The organism is Streptomyces sp. NPDC055140 (genome assembly GCF_053607285.1).
The window spans coordinates 1-18,501 of the sequence record NZ_JBSGTG010000056.1; the positions used below are offsets into that span (position 1 = coordinate 1).

Here is an 18,501-nt window from a genome sequence, read left to right on the forward strand (position 1 = left end):
AAAGATCCTCGGGTGGAAGACGCCCGCTGAAATCTTCGAGGAGCAACTACGCTCGCTTCAACAAGCCGGTGTTGCATCGACCAGTTGAACTCGCCCAATACGGATCCCGGGCCTTCGCCGGTCTCTGCGACCAACTCGGGGTCACACGGTCGATGGGCGCGGTCGGCACCAGCGCCGACAACGCGGCGTGCGAAAGTTTCCACGCCTCCCTGAAACGCGAGACCCTCCGGGGCGCCCACGACTACTGCGACTGCGACACCTGCCGCAGGACCGTCTTCGCCTGGCTGACCCGCTACAACACCCGCCGCCGGCACTCCGCCAACGGCCACCCGAGCCCCGACGAATACGAACACCGACACCACCCCGCTCAAATCACGCTCGCCGCGAGATCAATAACCGCGTGCCCACCTTCACGGGGGAAGGCCCGAGAGTGACCGGCTCAGCCCACTGCCACGCCATAGGGGCTGGTGCCGACGGTGACTGTTGCGACGACCTTGTTGGTTTTGGGGTCGATCACCGTGAGGGTGCCGGCGGCTTGTTCCGTGACGTAAACCGCCTGGCGTGTGACCTCGATGTTGAACGGGTCGGTGCCCGTAGGGCCCACGGAAATGGTCGACGAGACCTGGTTGTTGCCGGTATCGATCACGGATACCTGCCCCGGCCCGAGAACGGCGGCGTAGACCGTCTTGCCGTCTGGTCCGATCGCCACGTCGAAGGGCCCTTCGCCGACCGGTACGGCAGTCGCCTTGCGGGTGCGGGTTCCGACGGCCAGGACTCGTGCTGCCACCTCGTCGGCGACGTATGCCGACTTGCCGTCGGGGGTGACGGCGACGCCCACAGGGGAGCGCCCCGCGGCGAGGTTCCCGGTTACCTTGTGTGTACGGGTGTTGATGACCGACAGGCTGCCCGACCCGGAATTGGCCACGTAGGCCGTGCTGCCGTCACGACTGAAGGTCACGCTCACCGGGGACTTACCGACCGGGATGCGTGCGGCCACCCGGTTGGTTCCGGTGTCGATCACTGACACGGTGTTCGAGCCCCCGTTGGCGACATAGAGGGATCTGCCATCGGGGCTGAGGCCGACGCCCGTGGGGCTCTTCTCTACCGGCACGGTCGTGGTGATCTTGTTGGTGCGGGTGTCGAGCACCGACACCTGGGCCGAACCGTTGTTGGCGATGTATACGTGCCTGCCGTCCGGGGCAACCGCGACGCCTTCGGGTGCCTTGCCGGCCTTCACGGTTGCGACGACCTTGTAGCTGCGGGCGTCGATCACCGAGAGGGTGTTGTCCTGCTGGTTCGTGACATACACACGGCTGCCGGATCCGGAGCCGGGTCCGACGGGCGAGGGCGTCGTAGTGGCGGCATGCGTGTCGGCCGACCCGGCGGTCGTACATGAGGTCAGCAGGATCCCGATGGCCGCCGCGAGGGCGGGCCGGAGCGTCCTGGGGGGGCGTCGGAGGCCATTGCTGGCCAGGGACCGCAGGGCAGAGAACATCTCGCCTCCTGTGTGCATCGCAAGGTTCGGTCCGAAACCAGGCGTCAGATCGTCGACGGCCGCCCGGCGGCATGGGCCGGGATCAGGTCACAAGTCCGCGGGCGTAGTAGTCGTTCTTGTCCCGGACTCCCGGAAGTGCGAAGAAGTAGCCCCCGCCCTTCGGCGTGATGAAGGGCACCAGTGCCTCGTCTTCCAGCCGGTTCTGCATGGCGATGTAGGTGTTGAGTTCCCGCTGATAGCAGACAAAGGCGTGCCCCATGTCCAGTTCCGGCGGATTGGGGCTGCGGTCGTAGTCGTAACTGCGACGCAGGATGGTGCTGGTCGGCGCGGTCTGCGGGGTCTGGGGATTGGCGAGGCGAATGTGTGAGTTCAGCGGGGTGATCAGGCCCTGCGGGTCGTTGGTGTAGATGGGGTCGAGGAGGTCCGTGGCGTTCTCGCCCACGGCATACATGGGTGCGCCGCTCGCCTTGCGGCGGCCGAAGATCCGCTCTTGCTGGGCCTCGGGCACCTTCTGCCACGCCTCGATGTGGAAGTGCACGATACGCACCGCGTGATAGGTGCCGCCCGCAGCCCAGGCCGGTTCCCCGGACTTCGGCTGGGCCCAGACCCACTGAGCCATCTGGGCGGGATCGGTGGCGTCCGGATTGGAGATGCCGTCCTTGAATCCGAACCAGTCGCGCCGGACGCCGACGGGGCGTTCCGGATTGCGTTGCCCGTCGATGCGCCAGCGCAGCTTCATCGCGGATGCGGTGTGGGTCAGGATGTCGACCAGCGCGTGCACCGTCGTGTCCCGGTGGTCGGCGCAGATCTGGATCAGCAGGTCTCCCTGGCTCAGGGCAGGATCGAGGTCGTCGTGGAGAAAGGGTGTCATGGTGACGAGCTGGGCCGGCTTGCGCGCGCTCAGTCCGTAGCGGTCGTCGAACAGTGAGGCGCCCACTCCGACGGTCATGGTGAGACCGTCCGGTACTACCGTGGGTCCCAGGATGCCGTTGTCCGATGGCGTCGATGTCGGGGGGACCTTCGGGGGCCTACCGCCCGCCGTCAGGAAGCGGGCCCGCGCGGTCAGCGTGCGGAACAGCTCGGTGAGCTCCGCGCGGTCGGCGGCGGTCACGTCGCACGAGAGGAAAATTGCGTCCTGTTGGGGCGGGGTGAGGATGCCAGCCTGGTGAACGCCGTGGAAGGGAATCACGCGGGATTGCGTGCGCTTGGCCTCGGCCACCGGGTCGGCGAGCGACGTGCCCCCGCCCAAGGCGATCCCGCCCGCCGCTCCGGCCAGACCCGCGGTGGCGCCCTGAAGAAGCGACCGCCGAGCAAAGGCGCTCGCCGGGCACCCTCCGCCGCTCCACCCGTCATCCACGCTCGGATATCTTTCCTTGGTCATGGTTTCCCTAAGGTGGTGAGCCAGGTGGCAGCAGTACGGCACCTGCGTGAGCGGTTTCCATGAGCCGGTCCGGCGCCGAAAGCCGAAAGGGCGCACGACTGCATGCGGCAGCCCCACCAGCGCCTGCATCACCGCCAGTTACATGACTTCCCGCAAAATGGAATATATCGGTCGCACGTGCAGATGTCGCTCGCAGTGCCTCCAGGTGACGAAGCCCCACCGTCCACGTCGTGCGTCGGCTCGCGGCTTGTGGAGCGCGCGACGGCGAGAGGTGTCTGATCGCCTGTGGCAATGGCCGGAGGTCTTCGGTGCCGTGCGCGTAGCGGCACGACACTCCGCTTCGCTGGCGGATCGCTGGCGTGGTCCGGCTGCGACGTAGCCTGGTCCGACAGGTGGCGAGGAAGGCTGTGGCATGGCGTCGATGGGCCCGGACTGGTCGGCGCTCGCGCCACGCTGGGATCCATCTCAACACAGCGTGCAGGGTGACGCGGTCGCGGAGGCCGAACTCGCAGCGCTTGGCCGCACTGCGCGCCGGGTAGCTGGTGGCGGCATCCGGGCTGCCGTATTGGGCGTCAACGACGGCCTGGTCACCAACCTGTGCTTGATCCTGGGCATGGCCGGCGCACATGCCAGTGCAGGCACGGTACGACTGTCGGGCCTGGCCAGTTTGCTCGCCGGTGCGCTGTCGATGGCGGCGGGTGAGTGGGTCTCCCTGCGTGGTCAGCGGGAGATCGCCGGCGGGATGGAGGATGCGCTGCACCGGGCGTGGACTCATTCACCGCCTGTTGTGCTGGCGCACATGGCGCAAGGTATGCGTGACCGTGGCCTCGACGTCGAGACCGCGACCCGGGCCAGCTGGGGGTCGCCACGGCCAAACGCACCACCCGGGAGACGACGCTGCGCATCCTGTTCGGCGTCAGCGCCGAGGAAGCCGGTTCGCCTGTGGTCGCGGCCGTTAGTTCGCTGCTCCTGTTCACGGTCGGTGCGTTCGTGCCGCTGCTTCCCTGGTTCTTCACCGCTGGAGGCCCGGCGGTGGCCGCCTCTGCGTCCGCGACAGCCCTCGCCTCGCTTGCCGTCGGCGCGGTACTCGGCATCGGTTCCGGTCGTCGCCGGGTGGCGTGGACCGCGGTGCGTCAACTACTCATTGTTGCCGCGGCATCGGCGGTGACTTATGCCTTGGGTGCCTTGGGGGGAGGCGCAGTGGGCTGAAGCTGCTCTTCATAAGATCCCAACTGGCTGCATGTCCGTCGGAAGGGGGCCCTGACTGGTTCAGTTACCCGAGTGACTCGTGCCCTGCAGGGCCAGGTCTTGTGGACATCCGCCCGCATGCCATCGCGCGGTCTCACGGTCACGGGCATCATCAAGGGGCCACTCGCGTTCGCCGGTCCGGCCTTCTCCTCACCAGTTGTATGGCCGAGGCGCTCTTGGGCATGTGCAGCCGATCGAAGCTGGCGGGCTTCGCCAAGCTTCAGGGACCAGCGCCCTGTTCACATCTGGGTGGCGGCCGACAGGGACTGCGTCGCCAGAGCGCATCGCTGAAGCCGACAGACGAGAGCACCGTCGAGCCAACCGTCTGTCGGGGCCGGCGGTCCCCGGTGGTGTCGGTCAGCAGATCAGGTCTGCGGTGACAGACCGTCGTCCACAGCCACGTTCTGGGCTTCCAGCGTGATGCCGGAGTTCCTGGCCTGTTCGAGGATCAAGGAGGCGAAGTCCTCTTCTCGATGCCCCGCGCCGATGGCAGCCGCGACGAGCTGAGCGGTGGCGGCGGCGAGCGGCATCGAGACCTCAAGCTCGCGGGCCGCGGACAGCCCCAGATCGAAGTCCTTCCGCAGCAGCGGCATGGTGAACGTCGGCTTGAAGTCCAGGTTGACCAGCGCGGGCGACTTGTAACGGGTGAAGACCGAGCCCATCACGGAGTCGTTGAGGAATTCCAGGAAGGCGGCACGGCTGACACCGCCCTTCTCCGCGAGGATGGTGATCTCGGCGAGCGACTGGGTGACGACACCGAGGAAAACGTTGTGCGCGATCTTGACGAGACGGGCGGCTTCGCCCTCACCGACATAGGTCACCCCACGCCCCAGCAGAGCCAGCAACGGCTCAACCTGACCGAACACCTCGGATGAGCCAGAGACCGCGACCGTCAGCTTGCCTGCGGTGATCACCTTCGGGTTCCCGCTCACCGTGGCGGCCAGGAAGTCGGTCCCGCGCTTGGCGGCTTCGTTCCGGATCAGAGCAGACCCCTGGGTGGACACCGTGGAGCAGTCGATCAGCACCCCCGGCGCGGCATCCGACGAGGTCAGCACACCGCCCGGCCCCGTGGTGACCGCCTCCAGGGCGGCCGAGGCGGTCACCATGGTGAAGACGACGTCCCGGTCGGCCAGATCAGCCGGCCGGTCGGCGATCGCCGCTCCCCGTTCAGCCAGCGGTTCGGCCTTGGCGCGGTCCCTGTTGTAGACGGCTACGTCGTACCCCGCGTCCAGCAGCCGGGCAGCGAGCTGGAAGCCCATGCGGCCGGCGCCGATCCAACCGATACGCGGGCGGTCCTGGGCGGCAATCGTCATTTCTGTACCTCATTCCTGGAAGATGGCTCGACTCGTGCGGCCCCGCAGCTGACCGGCCGGACGCGGTATACGGCCGGCAAGGGTCCTATGAGCAAGGACCCGCAGGGGCGGACTACGACGGCGGCTTCCTGAGGTAATCGACGGCGGCGAGGTCGTCGTGGTCGTGGCCGGCTGCGACGGTTGCTTCCAGGCGGTCGCGGACGGCCTGGAGCAGAGGGCTGGGGGCGGCGGCTGCAGCGGCCAGTTCGATGTCTTTCAGGGCGAGTTGCACCGCGAATCCGGGCGCGTATGAGGCGTCGTCCATGACGCGCACTTTCTGCAACTCGTACGGCATGGCGAGCGGCCCCGCCTCAAGCACGCGGACGAACGTCGCGTGGTCGACGCCGAGATCGTCGCACAGCGCAAGGACGTCGCTCATGGCAACCGTCGAGGCAGCCATCCAGGCGTTGACCGCAAGTTTGACGGCGTTTCCCTCGACCCCCGTCCCGACGTGGAGCACGGACGAGCCGAGATCGTCGAGCAGCGGACGCGCCCGTCGCAGGACGTCCTCGGGACCGGCAACCAGCCAGACAAGTTTGCCCTGCCGAGCGGGAGCGGTGCTTCCCGAGACCGGTGCGTCGAGGTGTGCAACATCGTGATCACGAGCCAGACCGGCCAGCGCGCCGGCTTGCCGTGGCCCTACCGTGCTCGCCTGTACCCAGACGGCGTCGTTGTCGAGCCGGCCGATGGCATCTGCCATGACCTCCGCGACCGCATCGCCGTCACGGAGCACCGTCAGGACAACGGACGCGCCGGAGACCGCATCGCCCACCGCTCTCACCGCCGTGACCCCGGCAGCGTGCTCCGCCACCGCCCGGGCCCTCTCCTCCGTACGGTTCCACAGCCGAACCTCGTGGCCACAATCTCCGAGCCGCATCGCCATCGCGGCGCCCAGTGCGCCAGCTCCGAGAACGGCGACGGTGGAAGCGTGAGACATGGAAGATCCCTTTCCGTTACCCCTGGATCCATCTTCCGCTGGCACCCGGGTGTTCCCTGGCAGGGAAACGCGGCGCCCTTCACGAGCAAGTAGGCCGAACAATCGGCGAGTCGGGCAGGAGGGCGGCGTCTCGCTGGCCTGGTCCCCAACCCCGCTCGATTTCCGCCATGTTGCGCAATTGCCGCGACCGCTCCCCGACCGCACTGACATCGGCCGCGCTGGGCTCGAAACCTTCGACAGTCGCCCGGACCTCGATATCGGGCCTCCGTCCGCTCTCTGCCGAAGCCATCGAATTGCCAGAGCCCTTTTTCGCCCTGGCAACCTCTCCCGTGCCGCATGTTGTCCGCTCGATGAGGCCACCTCCGTAAATGAGCAATTCAGCGATGTTCGTGTCGTCATGCTGCTGATTTGCGGGCACTGGCCGACCGCAGGCGGACCTGCTCCGGAACGCGCTGCAACTTGCTGGCAGTGGCTTTCCCCGGTCGGTCTCCCCACCTCAAGCCCGCCGCGAGGGTGGTCGTGAGGCGGGCCTGGGCCGCTCTCTAGTGGCGCCCTGGCCCAGGCCGGGCGATTCTGGTGCCGATGGCCGGGTGGTGAACATGGCCGCGCCCGCGTGGCGAGAACGACATGGCAGTCCCCCTCTTCCTCCGTATACGAGGTGAAGAAGTCACCTGCTGGCCTGATTTCCGGGACCGCACACCGCGCTACCTGCATTCGGCACGACCGCCGGATCGCCGTGACGGGAGACGACCGATGAGCGGAAAGCTGGCAGGCAGGAAGGCCCTGGTCACCGGTGGCGCACGAGGGATCGGCGCGGCGGTGGCCCGCAGGCTCGCCGCTGACGGGGCCGACGTGGCGATCAACTACCGGAGCAGCAGCGACGCGGCCCGGGCACTCGCCGCCGAGATCACTGCCGATGGCCGCCGCGCGGTCGCGATCAAGGCGGACGTCGGCGATCCGGACCAGATCCAGCGGCTGACCGATGAGGCCGCCGATGCTCTTGGCGGACTCGACATCCTGGCCAGCAACGCCGGAATCGAGCACTTCGGCAAGCTGGAAGCCGTCACCCCCGCCGACTTCGACCGTGTCTTCGCTATCAACGCACGGGGCCAGTTCTTCGCCGTACAGAACGCGGTACGGCATATGGGCGAAGGAGGGAGGATCGTACTGACGTCATCGGGGAGTGCCCACAAGGCGGTCTTTCACCACGCCCTCTATGCGTCGAGTAAGGCCGCCGTCGAATGCATCGCGCTCAACCTCAGCCCCGAACTCGGCCGGCGCGGCATCAACATCAATGCCATCGCACCGGGGGGAACTGTCACCGACATGTCCGACCATGCGGCTTCCCAGTACGTACACCCCGACATCGACGCTGATTTTCATGCCGTCATCCGCACTGCCAGCTCGCTCGGGAGGATGGCCCAGCCCGCTGAAATCGCCGCAGTCGTCTCGTTCCTGGCATCAGACGATGCCTCGTTCATCACAGGCCGGACCATTCAGGCCGACGGCGGCTGGTTCTGACCGAGAAATGCGCCGTGGGTCATACGGCCGCACAGCCATGGCGCGCCCATCTGGTGATTCGGAGACTGGAAGTGGCGCCGGGAAGACCGCAGACCGAAGGAGCAGGTGGTTGCGATGACGGGTGATTCCTCCATACCGGCCGGGGTGCGTGTGCCGGACTCGAAGCTCGCGCGGGAGACGACTGAGCTCGTGCGGGACAGCACCAGTGAATTGATCTACGACCACTCGCGCCGTGTGTATTTCTTCGGCAGCCTTCAAGGGCGCAACCGGGATCTCAGCTTTGACCCCGAGTTGCTCTACATCGCGGCCATGTTCCACGACCTGGGCCTGAATGAACCCTTCCACGGGAGTGGGCGGCGCTTCGAGGTGGATAGCGCCGATGAGGCCCGCCGCTTCCTGCAGGCCCACCAGGTGCCGGAGGACAGCATCCGGCGGGTGTGGACCGCCATCGCCCTGCACACCACCCCGGGCATCCCTGAGTTCATGGAACCGGAGGTGGCGCTGGTAACCGCAGGCGTGGAGTACGACGTCCTCGGCATCGGCTACCACGACATCGACGAGGCAGACCGCGCCGCAGTCGTCGCTCTGCACCCGCGCCCCGGCTTCAAGCCGCGCATCCTGGAGGCTTTCGCTGAAGGGATTCGGCCCAAGCCGCAGACCACGTTCGGCAACGTCAAAGCCGACGTGCTAGCACACTACGTGCCCGGCTTTGAGCGGGGGGACTTCGTACGCACCATCCTGGACTCCCCGTGGGCCGAATAGCCCACCAGCGGACCAGCGACACGTGGTCGTGGTCGCCGCCATGGCCGCAAGATCGTGCCACCACGCCCGTATTCAGGTGATGATGGCTCCGCTCGCCGTCACGATCAGTGATGATTGCCAGTGGCAGATGGCCCTGCCGTATCACGGTCGTTCCAGGTTTTGGAGCTCTGGTGGTCAGCACGCCTGATTCCGCTGCTGGTTGGTGCTGTTGTTCCTCCCCCTGAGTCCGGAAATCCGCAGGTCCTAGCTCTGATCGGATGAGTTGTCGTACGTCACTCACGCGATGTCTGGCCTGTCGTGTGCACGGACACTGGGTCGTGACTCCGTCGAAAGGAGCCCCCGTGGGACCGAGTGGGCAACCACCAGGCACGGCGACGTCAGCAGGCCGGCCAGAGGCGAGCCGGTGGCGTGCCTTGTCGGTCACGCTGGTGGCGGGCTTCATGATCCTGCTCGATGTGACGATCGTCGCCGTCGCGCTGCCCTCGATGCAACGGGATCTGGGTGCCTCCCCGGCCGCAGTGCAGTGGGTGGTGTCCGGGTACGCGCTGACGTTCGCACTTGCGCTGGTGCCGGCTGGACGTCTTGGCGACGCGATCGGCCGGCGCCGGATTTTCCTCGGAGCGCTCGCGGCCTTCGTCTTGTGCAGCATCGTGGCGGGGGCGGCCCCGACGATCACCCTGCTCGTCATCGCCCGCATGGCGCAAGGAATCACCGCCGGCTGTATTGCTCCTCAGAATTCTGCGCTGATCCAACAGATGTTCACTGGAGCCGAGCGTGCTCGTGCCTTCGGTTTGTTCGGCGCTACCGTCGGCATCTCCAGTGCGGTCGGTCCGATCACCGGAGGCGTCATCCTCGCCTTGGCCACCGGACCCCAGGGCTGGCGCTGGATCTTCCTCGTCAACGTTCCCGTGGGTGCCGTGGCACTCGTGCTCGGCTACCGGCTGCTGCCCCGCGTCGCCCCGGGTAAGAAGGGACACCTCGATCTGTCGGGCGTTGCCCTGATCGGTTGTGGTGTCCTGGCGGTCCTCCTGCCGTTGGTCCAAGCCGACTCCGGCGGTGTACGCCGTCTGTGGTGGCTCTTCCCAGTAGGGGCACTGCTGCTGGTCGGCTTCGGGCGGTGGGAGCGCCGAGTCGCAGCCCAAGGCGGCGAACCGCTGCTGCATCCAAGGTTGATTACCGAAACCCGCGGCTATGCGACCGGTGCCAGCCTGGCGACGTTCTACTTCATGGGATTCAGCGGCGTGTGGATCGTGTTCGCGCTGTTCTTCCAAAACGGCCTGGGCTACACGCCGCTGCAGTCCGGACTGGCGGTGACACCGTTCGCGGTGGGCTCCGCAGGAGCGGCCGTCGTAGCCGGCCGGCTTGTGGAGCGAGTGGGCAGGCTGTTGACCGTGCTCGGCCTGGTCGGCGTCATTGTCGGGCTCGCCGCAGCGGCGCTGCTACTCAGGTTCGCCCCGCCATCAGTCGCCGTCTGGGCCGCTGCCCCCGCCCTCCTCGTGGGCGGCATCGGCAGTGGCTTCGTCATCTCCCCCAATGTGACGATGACTCTGCGGGAAGTGCCGGTGCGGATGGCGGGCGCCGCCGGCGGTGCGCTGCAGACCGGACAGCGTCTGGGCGGGGCAGTGGGGACGGCTGCACTGCCCGGCACGTACTACCTGGTACTGGCCTCAAGCGGGGACGACTACCGGCTGGCCGTGGCAGCGTCCGTCGGCGTCGGCATCGCCGCCATCTCGACGGCGTTGGGCATCGCGCTCATCGAGTGGCGTACCAACCGCGGGGCAACAGCAGCCCCGTGCACGCCCGAAGTCGCGCACAGCCACTGTCATTCCACCCAAAGCTGATACTGGTCGGGCAGCCGACCCGGACAGCGGTCCTCGGCTCAGGCTCTTGCTCTCATGGACGCACCGGCCAACGAGGACATCCCCAAGGACGTCGCCACGGACCGGTACACGGAGGCGATCACCAACCTGATCAACGCCAAGGAGAAAGGTCAGGAACCGCGGCACGCCGAGGCGGAGGCCCTAGCCCCGGCCGTCATCGACCTCGTGGCCGCTCTGGAACAGTCCGTACCGAAAGCCACGGCATCCCGCGGTGAAGGCAAGCACGCGACCATCCACGACATGCCGAAGAAGAAGACCGCAGCGAAGAAGTCGACGGCCAAGAAGACCACCGGCAAGAAGGCACCCGCGAAGAGAACGCCCAAGCGCAGCGCCTTATCGGACCCGATCCTCCGCCTCATCGGCTGACGGCCCAGGCTCCGCCTCGCGGTGCGGTCCCTCGTCAGCCGCCGCGCGGGGCGTGACACCATGCCAGGTATGGCCGACCGACAGCGCTACCGACTCACCCTCACGACCAGGGGCGCCGTCGCCATGCAGGAATGGTGGCCCGACTTCGCCGCTACGGACCGGAAGTTCCGGTCATGGATCGGCAGCTACGGCACCATAGCCGAGGCGAAGATCGTCCTCTCGGAACGGGGCCATGACGGCACCTACGAGGCCCTGAAGCAATGGCCCACCGATCAGGCATAGCCGCCCGTCATGGCAGCGCCCCGCCCATGGCCTGATGGTCATCCGCGCTGCCGGGTGACCCGGGAACCGGCCTTGCCTGCGCTGACACACAGAACCGCGCGAGGAAGCAGTGTGGGCGGTGTTCTGTTAGCGGCAGGCCCGACCTCGTCCGGCGCTGGTGGTCAGATGTCGAGGAAGCGGACGTCCTTGGCGTTGCGCTGGATGAAGGAGCGGCGCGCTTCAACGTCCTCGCCCATGAGAACGGAGAAGAGGTCGTCAGCGACGGCCGCGTCGTCCAGGCTCACCTGGCCCAGGACGCGGTGGTCGACGTCCATGGTGGTGATGCGCAGTTCCTCGGCGTTCATTTCGCCCAGGCCCTTGAATCGCTGGATGGAGTCGTCCTTGATGCGTCGTCCCTGCTGACTGCCCTGTTCGATGAGGACGTCGCGTTCTCGGTCGGAGAAGGCGTACTCGGCGTGGTCCCGGCTCCACTTGACCTTGTACAGGGGCGGTCGCGAGAGGTAGACGTGACCGTGCTCGATCAGCGGCCGCATGAAGCGGAACAGGAATGTCAGGAGCAGCGTGTTGATGTGCTGGCCGTCGACATCCGCGTCCGCCATCAAAATGATCTTGTGGTAGCGGAGCTTGGCGAGGTCGAAGTCCTCGTGGACCCCGGTGCCGAAGGCCGAGATCAGGGCCTGGATCTCCTGGTTGTGCAGGATTTTGTCGATGCGAGCCTTCTCGACGTTCAGGATCTTGCCGCGGATCGGCAGGATCGCCTGGAACTCGGGATTGCGGCCGGACTTGGCCGAGCCGCCGGCGGAATCGCCCTCGACGATAAAGATCTCGGACCTGCTCGGGTCGTTGGACTGGCAGTCTGAGAGCTTGCCCGGCAGGGCCGTTGATTCCAGCAGACCCTTGCGGCGGGTCAGGTCCCGGGCCTTGCGCGCGGCCACGCGCGCCGTGGCCGCCTGAATACCCTTGCGCACGATGTCCGCGGCCTCGTTCGGGTTCCGGTCGAACCAGTCCGACAGCTGCTCGTGCACAATCTTCTGCACGAACGTGCGCGCCTCGGTGTTGCCGAGCTTGGTCTTGGTCTGGCCCTCGAACTGGGGCTCGCCGAGCTTGACCGAGATGATCGCGGTCAATCCCTCGCGGATGTCCTCACCGGAGAGGTTGTCGTCCTTGTCCCGCAGGAGCTTCCGCTCGCGGGCGTACCGGTTGACGATCGTCGTCAGCGCGGTGCGAAAACCCTCCTCGTGGGTGCCGCCCTCATGGGTGTGGATGGCATTGGCGTAGGAGTAGACGCTGTCGGAGAACTGGCTGTTCCACTGCATCGCCACTTCGACCGACAGCAGGCGCTCGCTGTTCTCGGCGGCGAAGTCGATGACGCTGGGGTGGACCGGTGCGCCCTTGCGGGTGTTGAGGTGCGTGACGAAGTCGCTGATGCCGCCGTCGTAGCGGTACGTCACCGTCTTCGCCCGCTGCTCCTCAACAGTGTCCGAGCCGGCTTCGTCCGCTGTCGCAGTGGCACGTGCCTCGGAACGCTAGTCGGTGAGGGTGAGGGTCAGCCCTCTGTTGAGAAACGCCATCTCCTGGAAGCGGCGGGCGAGGGTCTCGAATGAGTACTGGATGGTTTCGAAGATGGAGCCGTCGGCCCAGAAGGTGATTGACGTACCTGTTCGCCCGGTGGCCTCGTGACGGGACAGCGCAGCGATCGGCGCGCCGGCCTTGTACTCCTGGGTCCAGCGGCGGCCTTCTGTCCAGATCTCCACCGAAAGCCGCGTGGACAGGGCGTTCACCACGGAAAGGCCCACGCCGTGCAGACCGCCGGAGACCGCGTAGCCGCCACCGCCGAACTTGCCGCCCGCGTGCAGGACGGTAAGCACCAGCTCGACCGCGGGCTTCTTCTTCACCGGGTGCATGCCCACCGGGATACCGCGGCCGTTGTCGACGACCCGCACCCCGCCGTCCGCGAGGATCCTCACATCGATCCGGTCCGCCACCCCCGCCAGGGCCTCGTCCACCGAGTTGTCGACGATCTCCTGCACCAGGTGGTGCAGACCCCTTTCCCCTGTGGACCCGATGTACATGCCCGGCCGCTTGCGGACCGCGTCCAGCCCGTCCAGAACGGTAATTGCGTTGGCATCGTAAGACGGTTCGCCGCCGGCTCCAGGCTGGGCGGGCATAGCGGTGGAGGTACCAGCTTCGGTCACGGATGCTCCTTCTTCGGGCACGACTGACAGCGCCCCCGGCCCGGTAGCCGGAAACGCCAGATCACTGACAGAGAGATCGCCCTGCAGGCACGGCAAAGCCGTCCCACGCAGGCGGGAACCGGCCTCAGCACCCCAGACCGGAACATCTTCAAGATTACCGGCCGCGCCATCGCGCATCACGGCAGGAAGACCCCCATGTGCCGCCGTAACGCGAGAACCTGAGCACGGGTTACTCCCCCTACCCACACACGCCCGATAGGGCTCCAGAGGGGTACTCAGGGGGGTTTACGCCAGCAGGAATAACGGCCAGAGAGGCAGAACTTCACCGCCGGCGAGCCACACCCCGGTCGGACCCGGAGCCGTCAGTCAGCCGTCGAGGGCGGCAACAGCACCTCATCAATTCCGCCCACGAAGTCGAGTGCCAGCAGGCGCCGTTCAGCCGAACCCTCCAAGCCGTGCTGTCGCCCCGTCACCGACATACAGGCCAGTCCCGGACGAGGAGGAGCGGTGTTCCGAGATGCCGATGGGCGGCGATCCATACGGTCACGGACACGGATCCGGCGACCCGCCGCGCCGGGCAACTGCGCGATGCCCGGCGCATTGTGACGGCATTGCTGAAGCCGGACCTCGCGGGGTGCCGACGGCACGACGGACGGGATCGCCTGAGTACGCGTACTCACCTCCCCTGAGGTGCTCACCCCTGCTGACACCGGCCGGCCCTCGACACACTGACGTTCCGCACTCCCCTACGAAGAGGTCCTGATGAGCCGTCCACTGAGCCTGCGTCCTGCCACCGCGGACGACCTTCCCTGGATCCACGAACTGCGGCACCGGGTCTACGCGGAGGAGTTGGGGCAGCACGCACCCAATGCCGAGGGGCGGCTGGTCGACGCGCTCGACGGCGACAACGTCTACCTGGTCGCGGCTCGCGGCCCGGTCCGTGTCGGGTTCGTCAGCGTGACGCCGCCCTGGGTGGGCCGGTACGGGCTCGACAAGTACCTCACCCGCGCGGAACTGCCGCTCCTCGACGAACCCGACGTCTTCGAGGTGCGCCTGCTCACCGTCGAGCCCGACGCGCGGGCCGGTGCGTCGGGCGCCCTTCTGATGTACGCGGCGCTGCGCTGGACCGCGTCCCGGGGCGGGCGGCGGGTGGTGGCGATGGGACGCGCCGACCTGGTCGGCATGTACCGGGCGGCGGGCCTGCGACCCGTCGGCCGTACCGTCCGCAGCGGCGCGGTCGAATTCGAAGTGCTCACCGGGGAGGTGGCGGAGCTGACGCGGGGCACGACAGGCCGGCACGCCGCGACCCTGACCCGGCTGGCGGCCGGCGTGGACTGGCAGCTGGACTCGTCGTTCGCGCCCCGGCCGGACGGCTGCGAGCACGGCGGGGCCTCGTTCACCGCGATCGGCACGGACTTCCGCAGCCTGGATCGGCGTCTCGAGGTGGTCGCGGCCGACGTCCTCGACGCCTGGTTCGCGCCGGCCCCCGGTGCGCGCGCAGCGCTCGCCGAGGACGCCGGGTGGGTCGCCCGCACCTCCCCACCGACCAACGCGGAAGGCCTCCGCGCGGAGATAGCCGCAGCCCGCGGCCTGCCCGTGGAGACGCTCGCCGTCGGCGCCGGCTCCTCCGACCTCATCTTCCGGGCCTTCGGCCGGTGGCTGACACCGGCGAGCCGGGTCTTGCTGATGGACCCGGGGTACGGCGAGTACGTCCATGTCACCGAGCGCGTGATCGGCTGCCGCGTGGACCGGTTCCGGCTGCGGCGCGAGGAGGGCTGGCGGATCGATCCGGAGCGGCTGTCGGCGGTCGTCGCGGCCGGGGAGTACGACCTCGTGGTCGTGGTCAACCCGAACAACCCCACCGGCCGCCACGCTCCGGCCGCCGAGCTGCGCGCGGTGATCGCCGCCGCACCGGCCCGGACCCGCTGGTGGATCGACGAGACGTACCTCGGGTACGTCGATCCCGCCGAGTCGCTCGCCCCGTTCGCCGCGACCGATCCGCGGGCAGTGGTCTGCACCTCGATGTCGAAGACGTACGCCCTATCCGGCGTCCGGGCCGCCTACCTGGTTGCCGAGCCGGAGACAGCGGCGGAGGTACGCCGGTGGACGCCGCCGTGGGCAGTCGGGCTGCCGGCCCAGCTCGCCGCCGTGGCGGCCCTGCGCGACCCGCCCTACTACGCCGACCGACTGCGGCACACACACGGGCTGCGCCGGCAGCTCGCCTCGGATCTGGCCGGGGTGGACGCGTCCGTCCTGGTCGAGGAGTCGGTGGCGAACTTCCTTTCGCTGACCCTGCCGCCGGGCGGACCGAGCGCCGCCGCCCTGGTCGCCGAGTGCCGACGCCACGACGTGTATCTACGCGACCTGTCGCCGCTCTCCGCCGCCTACGAGGGCCGCACCGTGCGCGTCGCGGTCCGCGGCACCGCGGAGAACGCGCGCATCGTCGCCGCCTACCGGGCCGCCCTCAACGCCCTGCGCACCGCCTCCGCCGCCCCGGCCAGGTCTGCCCCCGCCGCCGGAGTCGCCAGGTGACCGGTGTGGCCTCGCTGGCACCGTGGCTGGGCGGTGCGCTGCTGGTGAGCGGCGTGGCGGTGGGGGTGTCCCGGCGGCGCGAACTGATAGTCCGGTGGTGTGCTTGGGCGGTCGGCGTGCCCGTGGTGACCGCCGCGTTCTGGTGGGGGCGGCCCGGTGTCGCCCTGCTCGCCGGGGTCGTCGCGGTGATCGCGGTGCTGGAGTTCGGTGCGCTGACCCAGCTGCCCCGCGCCGACCGGGCTGTGCTCGCCACGGCCGTGCCGGGCCTGATCGTCGCAGCAGCCTGGGCGCCGGACCAGGTCTGGCGGGTGGGCACCGTAGGTGCGCTCGCGCTGGCCGCCGTACCGCTGGTGACCGGCGACGCCGAACAGGGCCTGCGCCGGCTCGGCACCAGCCTGCTCGGCCTGGTCTGGCTCGGCACGCTGGCCGCACTGGCGCCGCTCGGGAGCGTCGCGCTGGCGCTGTTCGCGGCGGTGTCGGTGGCCGACGTGGTGGCATTCTTCGCCGGGCAACGGCTGGGCGGGCCCCGGCTGTCGCCGCTGTCCCCGGCGAAGCGGTGGAGTGGGACGCTGTGCGGCGCGGCGGCAGGGCTGGGCGTGCTCGCGCTGCTCTCGGCGTGGAGCTGGCCGGCAGCGGTCGCGGTGACTGTGGGCGGGCCGGCGGGCGACCTGGTGGAGTCCCTGGTCAAGCGGGGCGCCGGTGCCAAGGACTCGGGGCAGTGGCTGGCCGGGTCCGGGGGGTTGCTGGACCGAATCGATTCGCTGGTGGGGGCGTTGGTGATGGTGGTCGTGCTGGGGTGAGACTGCGGGGGCGGGCGTGCCGGGATACTCGGACCGCCGGCGCCGGAGCGGCTCCGTTGCGTACGGTGCCCCCTGGGCGACCGGCGCCGCTCCCGAACTGCGTCGTGCCCAGCTGGGGACCACCGACAGTCGTTTCGACACCACTGTGTTGTCCTGCCCGGCGCGAACATCGCGACCGCTTTCATGTCCCGCACCGCAAACGCCCCGGCAGGGCACCGCTACCGGGCGAGGCAGAAGGCAACACCGAGCACCACAAAGTCCGGGTCCGCGTCGAGCACGCCTTCGCCGGCGACTAACGGCGGGTCAACGACCCGGGACTGAAAGTCCCGGGCTTGCACAACGGGCGCCACTGGCTGTGGTGCTGGGTTTGCGTCCTGTCCCACACTCGGTGTTCGGGGGTGGGTCTGGGGCGGTTGACTGCGCCCCGCGTCGCCACAACTCTTCCGCGCGGTGGCGGATGTTGCGGGAGCCGTTACGGTCTGCGTGATCAACGAATCCGCAGGACCGGCATACGAAGCGGGCCTGACTGGCCCGGTTCGCCTTGTCGATGTGCCCGCATTCGGCGCAGGTGCGGGAGGTGTACGCCACATCGACGTGCACCACCGGTACCCCCGCCTTGCGGGCCTTGTACGTAATGAAATCTCCGAGCTGGGCGAAAGCCCAGGAGGAGTGGGTGGCCCGTTGGGGCTTGCGAAGCCGTACCCGTGCGCGGATGCCCGTGAGGTCTTCCAGAGCGATTCCGCGACCGGTGCGTTCTGCCTCGGCCACCACATGTTTCGCGATCTTGTGGTTGATGTCCCGTCCCCGCCGCGCCTCCTTGCGACGCCGCCTCTTCAGGCGTCGTTTGGCGGACGGGGTGTTCTTACGCTGGAGTTTTTGACGCAGGACGCGCTCGCGCAGACGCCCGCGATTCAGCCGGCGTCCGGCCATGATCTGACCGTCCGAGGTGGTCGCGATGTTCACGATCCCCAGATCGATCCCCAGGAACTGGGTGACGCTGGTGTCGAGTTCGGCCTCGGGGACCTCACAGGTCGCGATCAGGAACCACATACCGTCGCGGAACAGCAGGTCGGACTCGCCCTTGCGATACAGGGCCAAGCGCGCCAAATGTTCGGGGGCGGCAGTGAACGCCACCTCTTTCATGCGGCCCGACAGGGTCCAGATCGACACCGTACGCTCCGTGTACTGCCAGGACAGCATCCGGTCGTCATACGGCTGCGCGCCCACCGGGCGGAAGACGATCGGTTTCTCGATGGCCCGCCGGTAGCGCTTGGAGGAGGGCCTGCCGAGGTTCCCCGCCTTCAGGTTCGCCTTGAGGGTGCGGTAGGCGTCGCAGGTCTTCTTGATGACGTGCTGGGCCGCCTGCGCGCCGAGCTTCCACCGGTCCTTGACCGCCGTGTAGGTGTGCTCACGCAGGGCGAAGTTGCGCTTGATGTCCTTCTCGAACGCCATCTGAGAGACCCAGGTCGCGGCCTGATTGCAGGCATGCAGGGTTTCCTCAAGTGCCGCCGCCTGCACAGGCGTCGGCAGGAGCTTCACCTGCACGGTCAACTTCACGACCGTGACGCTACCTGCCACCCGACGCACCGGCATTCGAACAGCGCACATTCCTCGCCGGGCACTGCGGCCCGGTTTCTTGCGTGCGCTCCGCGCCCGTTGCCGCGGGGGGGGGGGGCCGCCCCCCCCCCCCCTTGGCATACTACCCCGGGGGGTACCCCCCGGGTCCAAGCCAGACGACCCAGAACAGACA

Annotated in this window: 13 protein-coding genes and 3 pseudogenes; 10 read left to right on the forward strand and 6 right to left on the reverse strand. The window is 68.1% G+C overall.

The features are described 5' to 3' along the window. Window positions 1-98: 98 nt before the first annotated feature. Window positions 99-434, forward strand: a pseudogene (locus ACWFR4_RS45230) (integrase core domain-containing protein); the annotation flags it as partial. A 5-nt stretch (window positions 435-439) separates the two neighbouring features. Here ACWFR4_RS45230 and ACWFR4_RS45235 read toward each other — a convergent pair. Together ACWFR4_RS45235 and ACWFR4_RS45240 are read right to left on the reverse strand one after the other, a co-directional pair. Further along, complete coding sequence (locus ACWFR4_RS45235) at window positions 440-1,513, reverse strand: YVTN family beta-propeller repeat protein (protein ID WP_453657404.1); 1,074 nt, start codon at window positions 1,511-1,513, stop codon at window positions 440-442. Between the two features lie 64 nt (window positions 1,514-1,577). After that, window positions 1,578-3,005, reverse strand: coding sequence for a Dyp-type peroxidase (locus tag ACWFR4_RS45240; RefSeq protein WP_453657406.1), 1,428 nt, complete (start codon window positions 3,003-3,005; stop codon window positions 1,578-1,580). A gap of 292 nt (window positions 3,006-3,297) precedes the next feature. On the opposite strand from ACWFR4_RS45240, the pseudogene ACWFR4_RS45245 reads away from it, so the two are divergent. Together ACWFR4_RS45245 and ACWFR4_RS45250 are read left to right on the forward strand one after the other, a co-directional pair. Next, window positions 3,298-3,666: pseudogene (locus tag ACWFR4_RS45245) on the forward strand (VIT1/CCC1 transporter family protein); the annotation flags it as partial. Window positions 3,667-3,782: 116 nt separating this feature from the next. Next, a complete protein-coding gene (locus ACWFR4_RS45250) occupies window positions 3,783-4,085 on the forward strand; it encodes a VIT1/CCC1 transporter family protein (protein ID WP_453657428.1) in 303 nt (100 codons plus the stop codon). Between the two features lie 404 nt (window positions 4,086-4,489). Here the strand turns inward: ACWFR4_RS45250 and ACWFR4_RS45255 are convergent, their stop codons facing one another. Continuing rightward, on the reverse strand, window positions 4,490-5,437 hold the full coding sequence (locus tag ACWFR4_RS45255; RefSeq protein WP_453657408.1) for an NAD(P)-dependent oxidoreductase: 948 nt from the start codon (window positions 5,435-5,437) through the stop codon (window positions 4,490-4,492). Between the two features lie 112 nt (window positions 5,438-5,549). Further along, on the reverse strand, window positions 5,550-7,127 hold the full coding sequence (locus ACWFR4_RS45260; RefSeq protein ID WP_453657410.1) for an NAD(P)-dependent oxidoreductase: 1,578 nt from the start codon (window positions 7,125-7,127) through the stop codon (window positions 5,550-5,552). Window positions 7,128-7,166: 39 nt separating this feature from the next. Here ACWFR4_RS45260 and ACWFR4_RS45265 point away from each other — a divergent pair, with 39 nt between their 5' ends. The 5 genes from ACWFR4_RS45265 to ACWFR4_RS45285 all read left to right on the forward strand — a co-directional run bounded on the left by ACWFR4_RS45265 (window position 7,167) and on the right by ACWFR4_RS45285 (window position 11,224). Continuing rightward, window positions 7,167-7,934 carry an SDR family NAD(P)-dependent oxidoreductase gene (locus ACWFR4_RS45265; protein WP_453657412.1) on the forward strand — a complete coding sequence of 256 codons (768 nt, stop codon included), beginning with the start codon at window positions 7,167-7,169 and terminating at the stop codon, window positions 7,932-7,934. 114 nt (window positions 7,935-8,048) lie between these two features. Continuing rightward, window positions 8,049-8,696 (forward strand): HD domain-containing protein, encoded by a 648-nt coding sequence (locus ACWFR4_RS45270; RefSeq protein ID WP_453657414.1) that lies wholly within the window; start codon window positions 8,049-8,051, stop codon window positions 8,694-8,696. A gap of 257 nt (window positions 8,697-8,953) precedes the next feature. Beyond that, window positions 8,954-10,537: an MFS transporter gene (locus ACWFR4_RS45275; protein WP_453657416.1), complete on the forward strand. Its 1,584-nt coding sequence runs from the start codon at window positions 8,954-8,956 to the stop codon at window positions 10,535-10,537. A 54-nt stretch (window positions 10,538-10,591) separates the two neighbouring features. Next, the gene (locus tag ACWFR4_RS45280) at window positions 10,592-10,942 is read left to right on the forward strand and encodes a hypothetical protein (protein ID WP_453657418.1); all 351 of its coding nucleotides are present in this window, start codon (window positions 10,592-10,594) and stop codon (window positions 10,940-10,942) included. A 69-nt stretch (window positions 10,943-11,011) separates the two neighbouring features. Continuing rightward, window positions 11,012-11,224 carry a hypothetical protein gene (locus tag ACWFR4_RS45285; RefSeq protein ID WP_453657420.1) on the forward strand — a complete coding sequence of 71 codons (213 nt, stop codon included), beginning with the start codon at window positions 11,012-11,014 and terminating at the stop codon, window positions 11,222-11,224. A gap of 161 nt (window positions 11,225-11,385) precedes the next feature. Here the strand turns inward: ACWFR4_RS45285 and gyrB are convergent. Continuing rightward, a pseudogene (gene gyrB / locus ACWFR4_RS45290) lies at window positions 11,386-13,392 on the reverse strand (DNA topoisomerase (ATP-hydrolyzing) subunit B). 789 nt (window positions 13,393-14,181) lie between these two features. Here gyrB and ACWFR4_RS45295 point away from each other — a divergent pair. Next, window positions 14,182-15,951: an aminotransferase class I/II-fold pyridoxal phosphate-dependent enzyme gene (locus ACWFR4_RS45295; protein ID WP_453657422.1), complete on the forward strand. Its 1,770-nt coding sequence runs from the start codon at window positions 14,182-14,184 to the stop codon at window positions 15,949-15,951. Then, window positions 15,948-16,751: a phosphatidate cytidylyltransferase gene (locus ACWFR4_RS45300; RefSeq protein WP_453657424.1), complete on the forward strand. Its 804-nt coding sequence runs from the start codon at window positions 15,948-15,950 to the stop codon at window positions 16,749-16,751. Before ACWFR4_RS45295 ends, ACWFR4_RS45300 begins: the two co-directional genes overlap by 4 nt. 303 nt (window positions 16,752-17,054) lie before the next feature. Here ACWFR4_RS45300 and ACWFR4_RS45305 read toward each other — a convergent pair whose 3' ends face one another. Continuing rightward, entirely contained in the window at window positions 17,055-18,308 is a 1,254-nt protein-coding gene (locus tag ACWFR4_RS45305) for an RNA-guided endonuclease InsQ/TnpB family protein (protein ID WP_453657426.1), read from the reverse strand. Window positions 18,309-18,501: the final 193 nt, after the last annotated feature.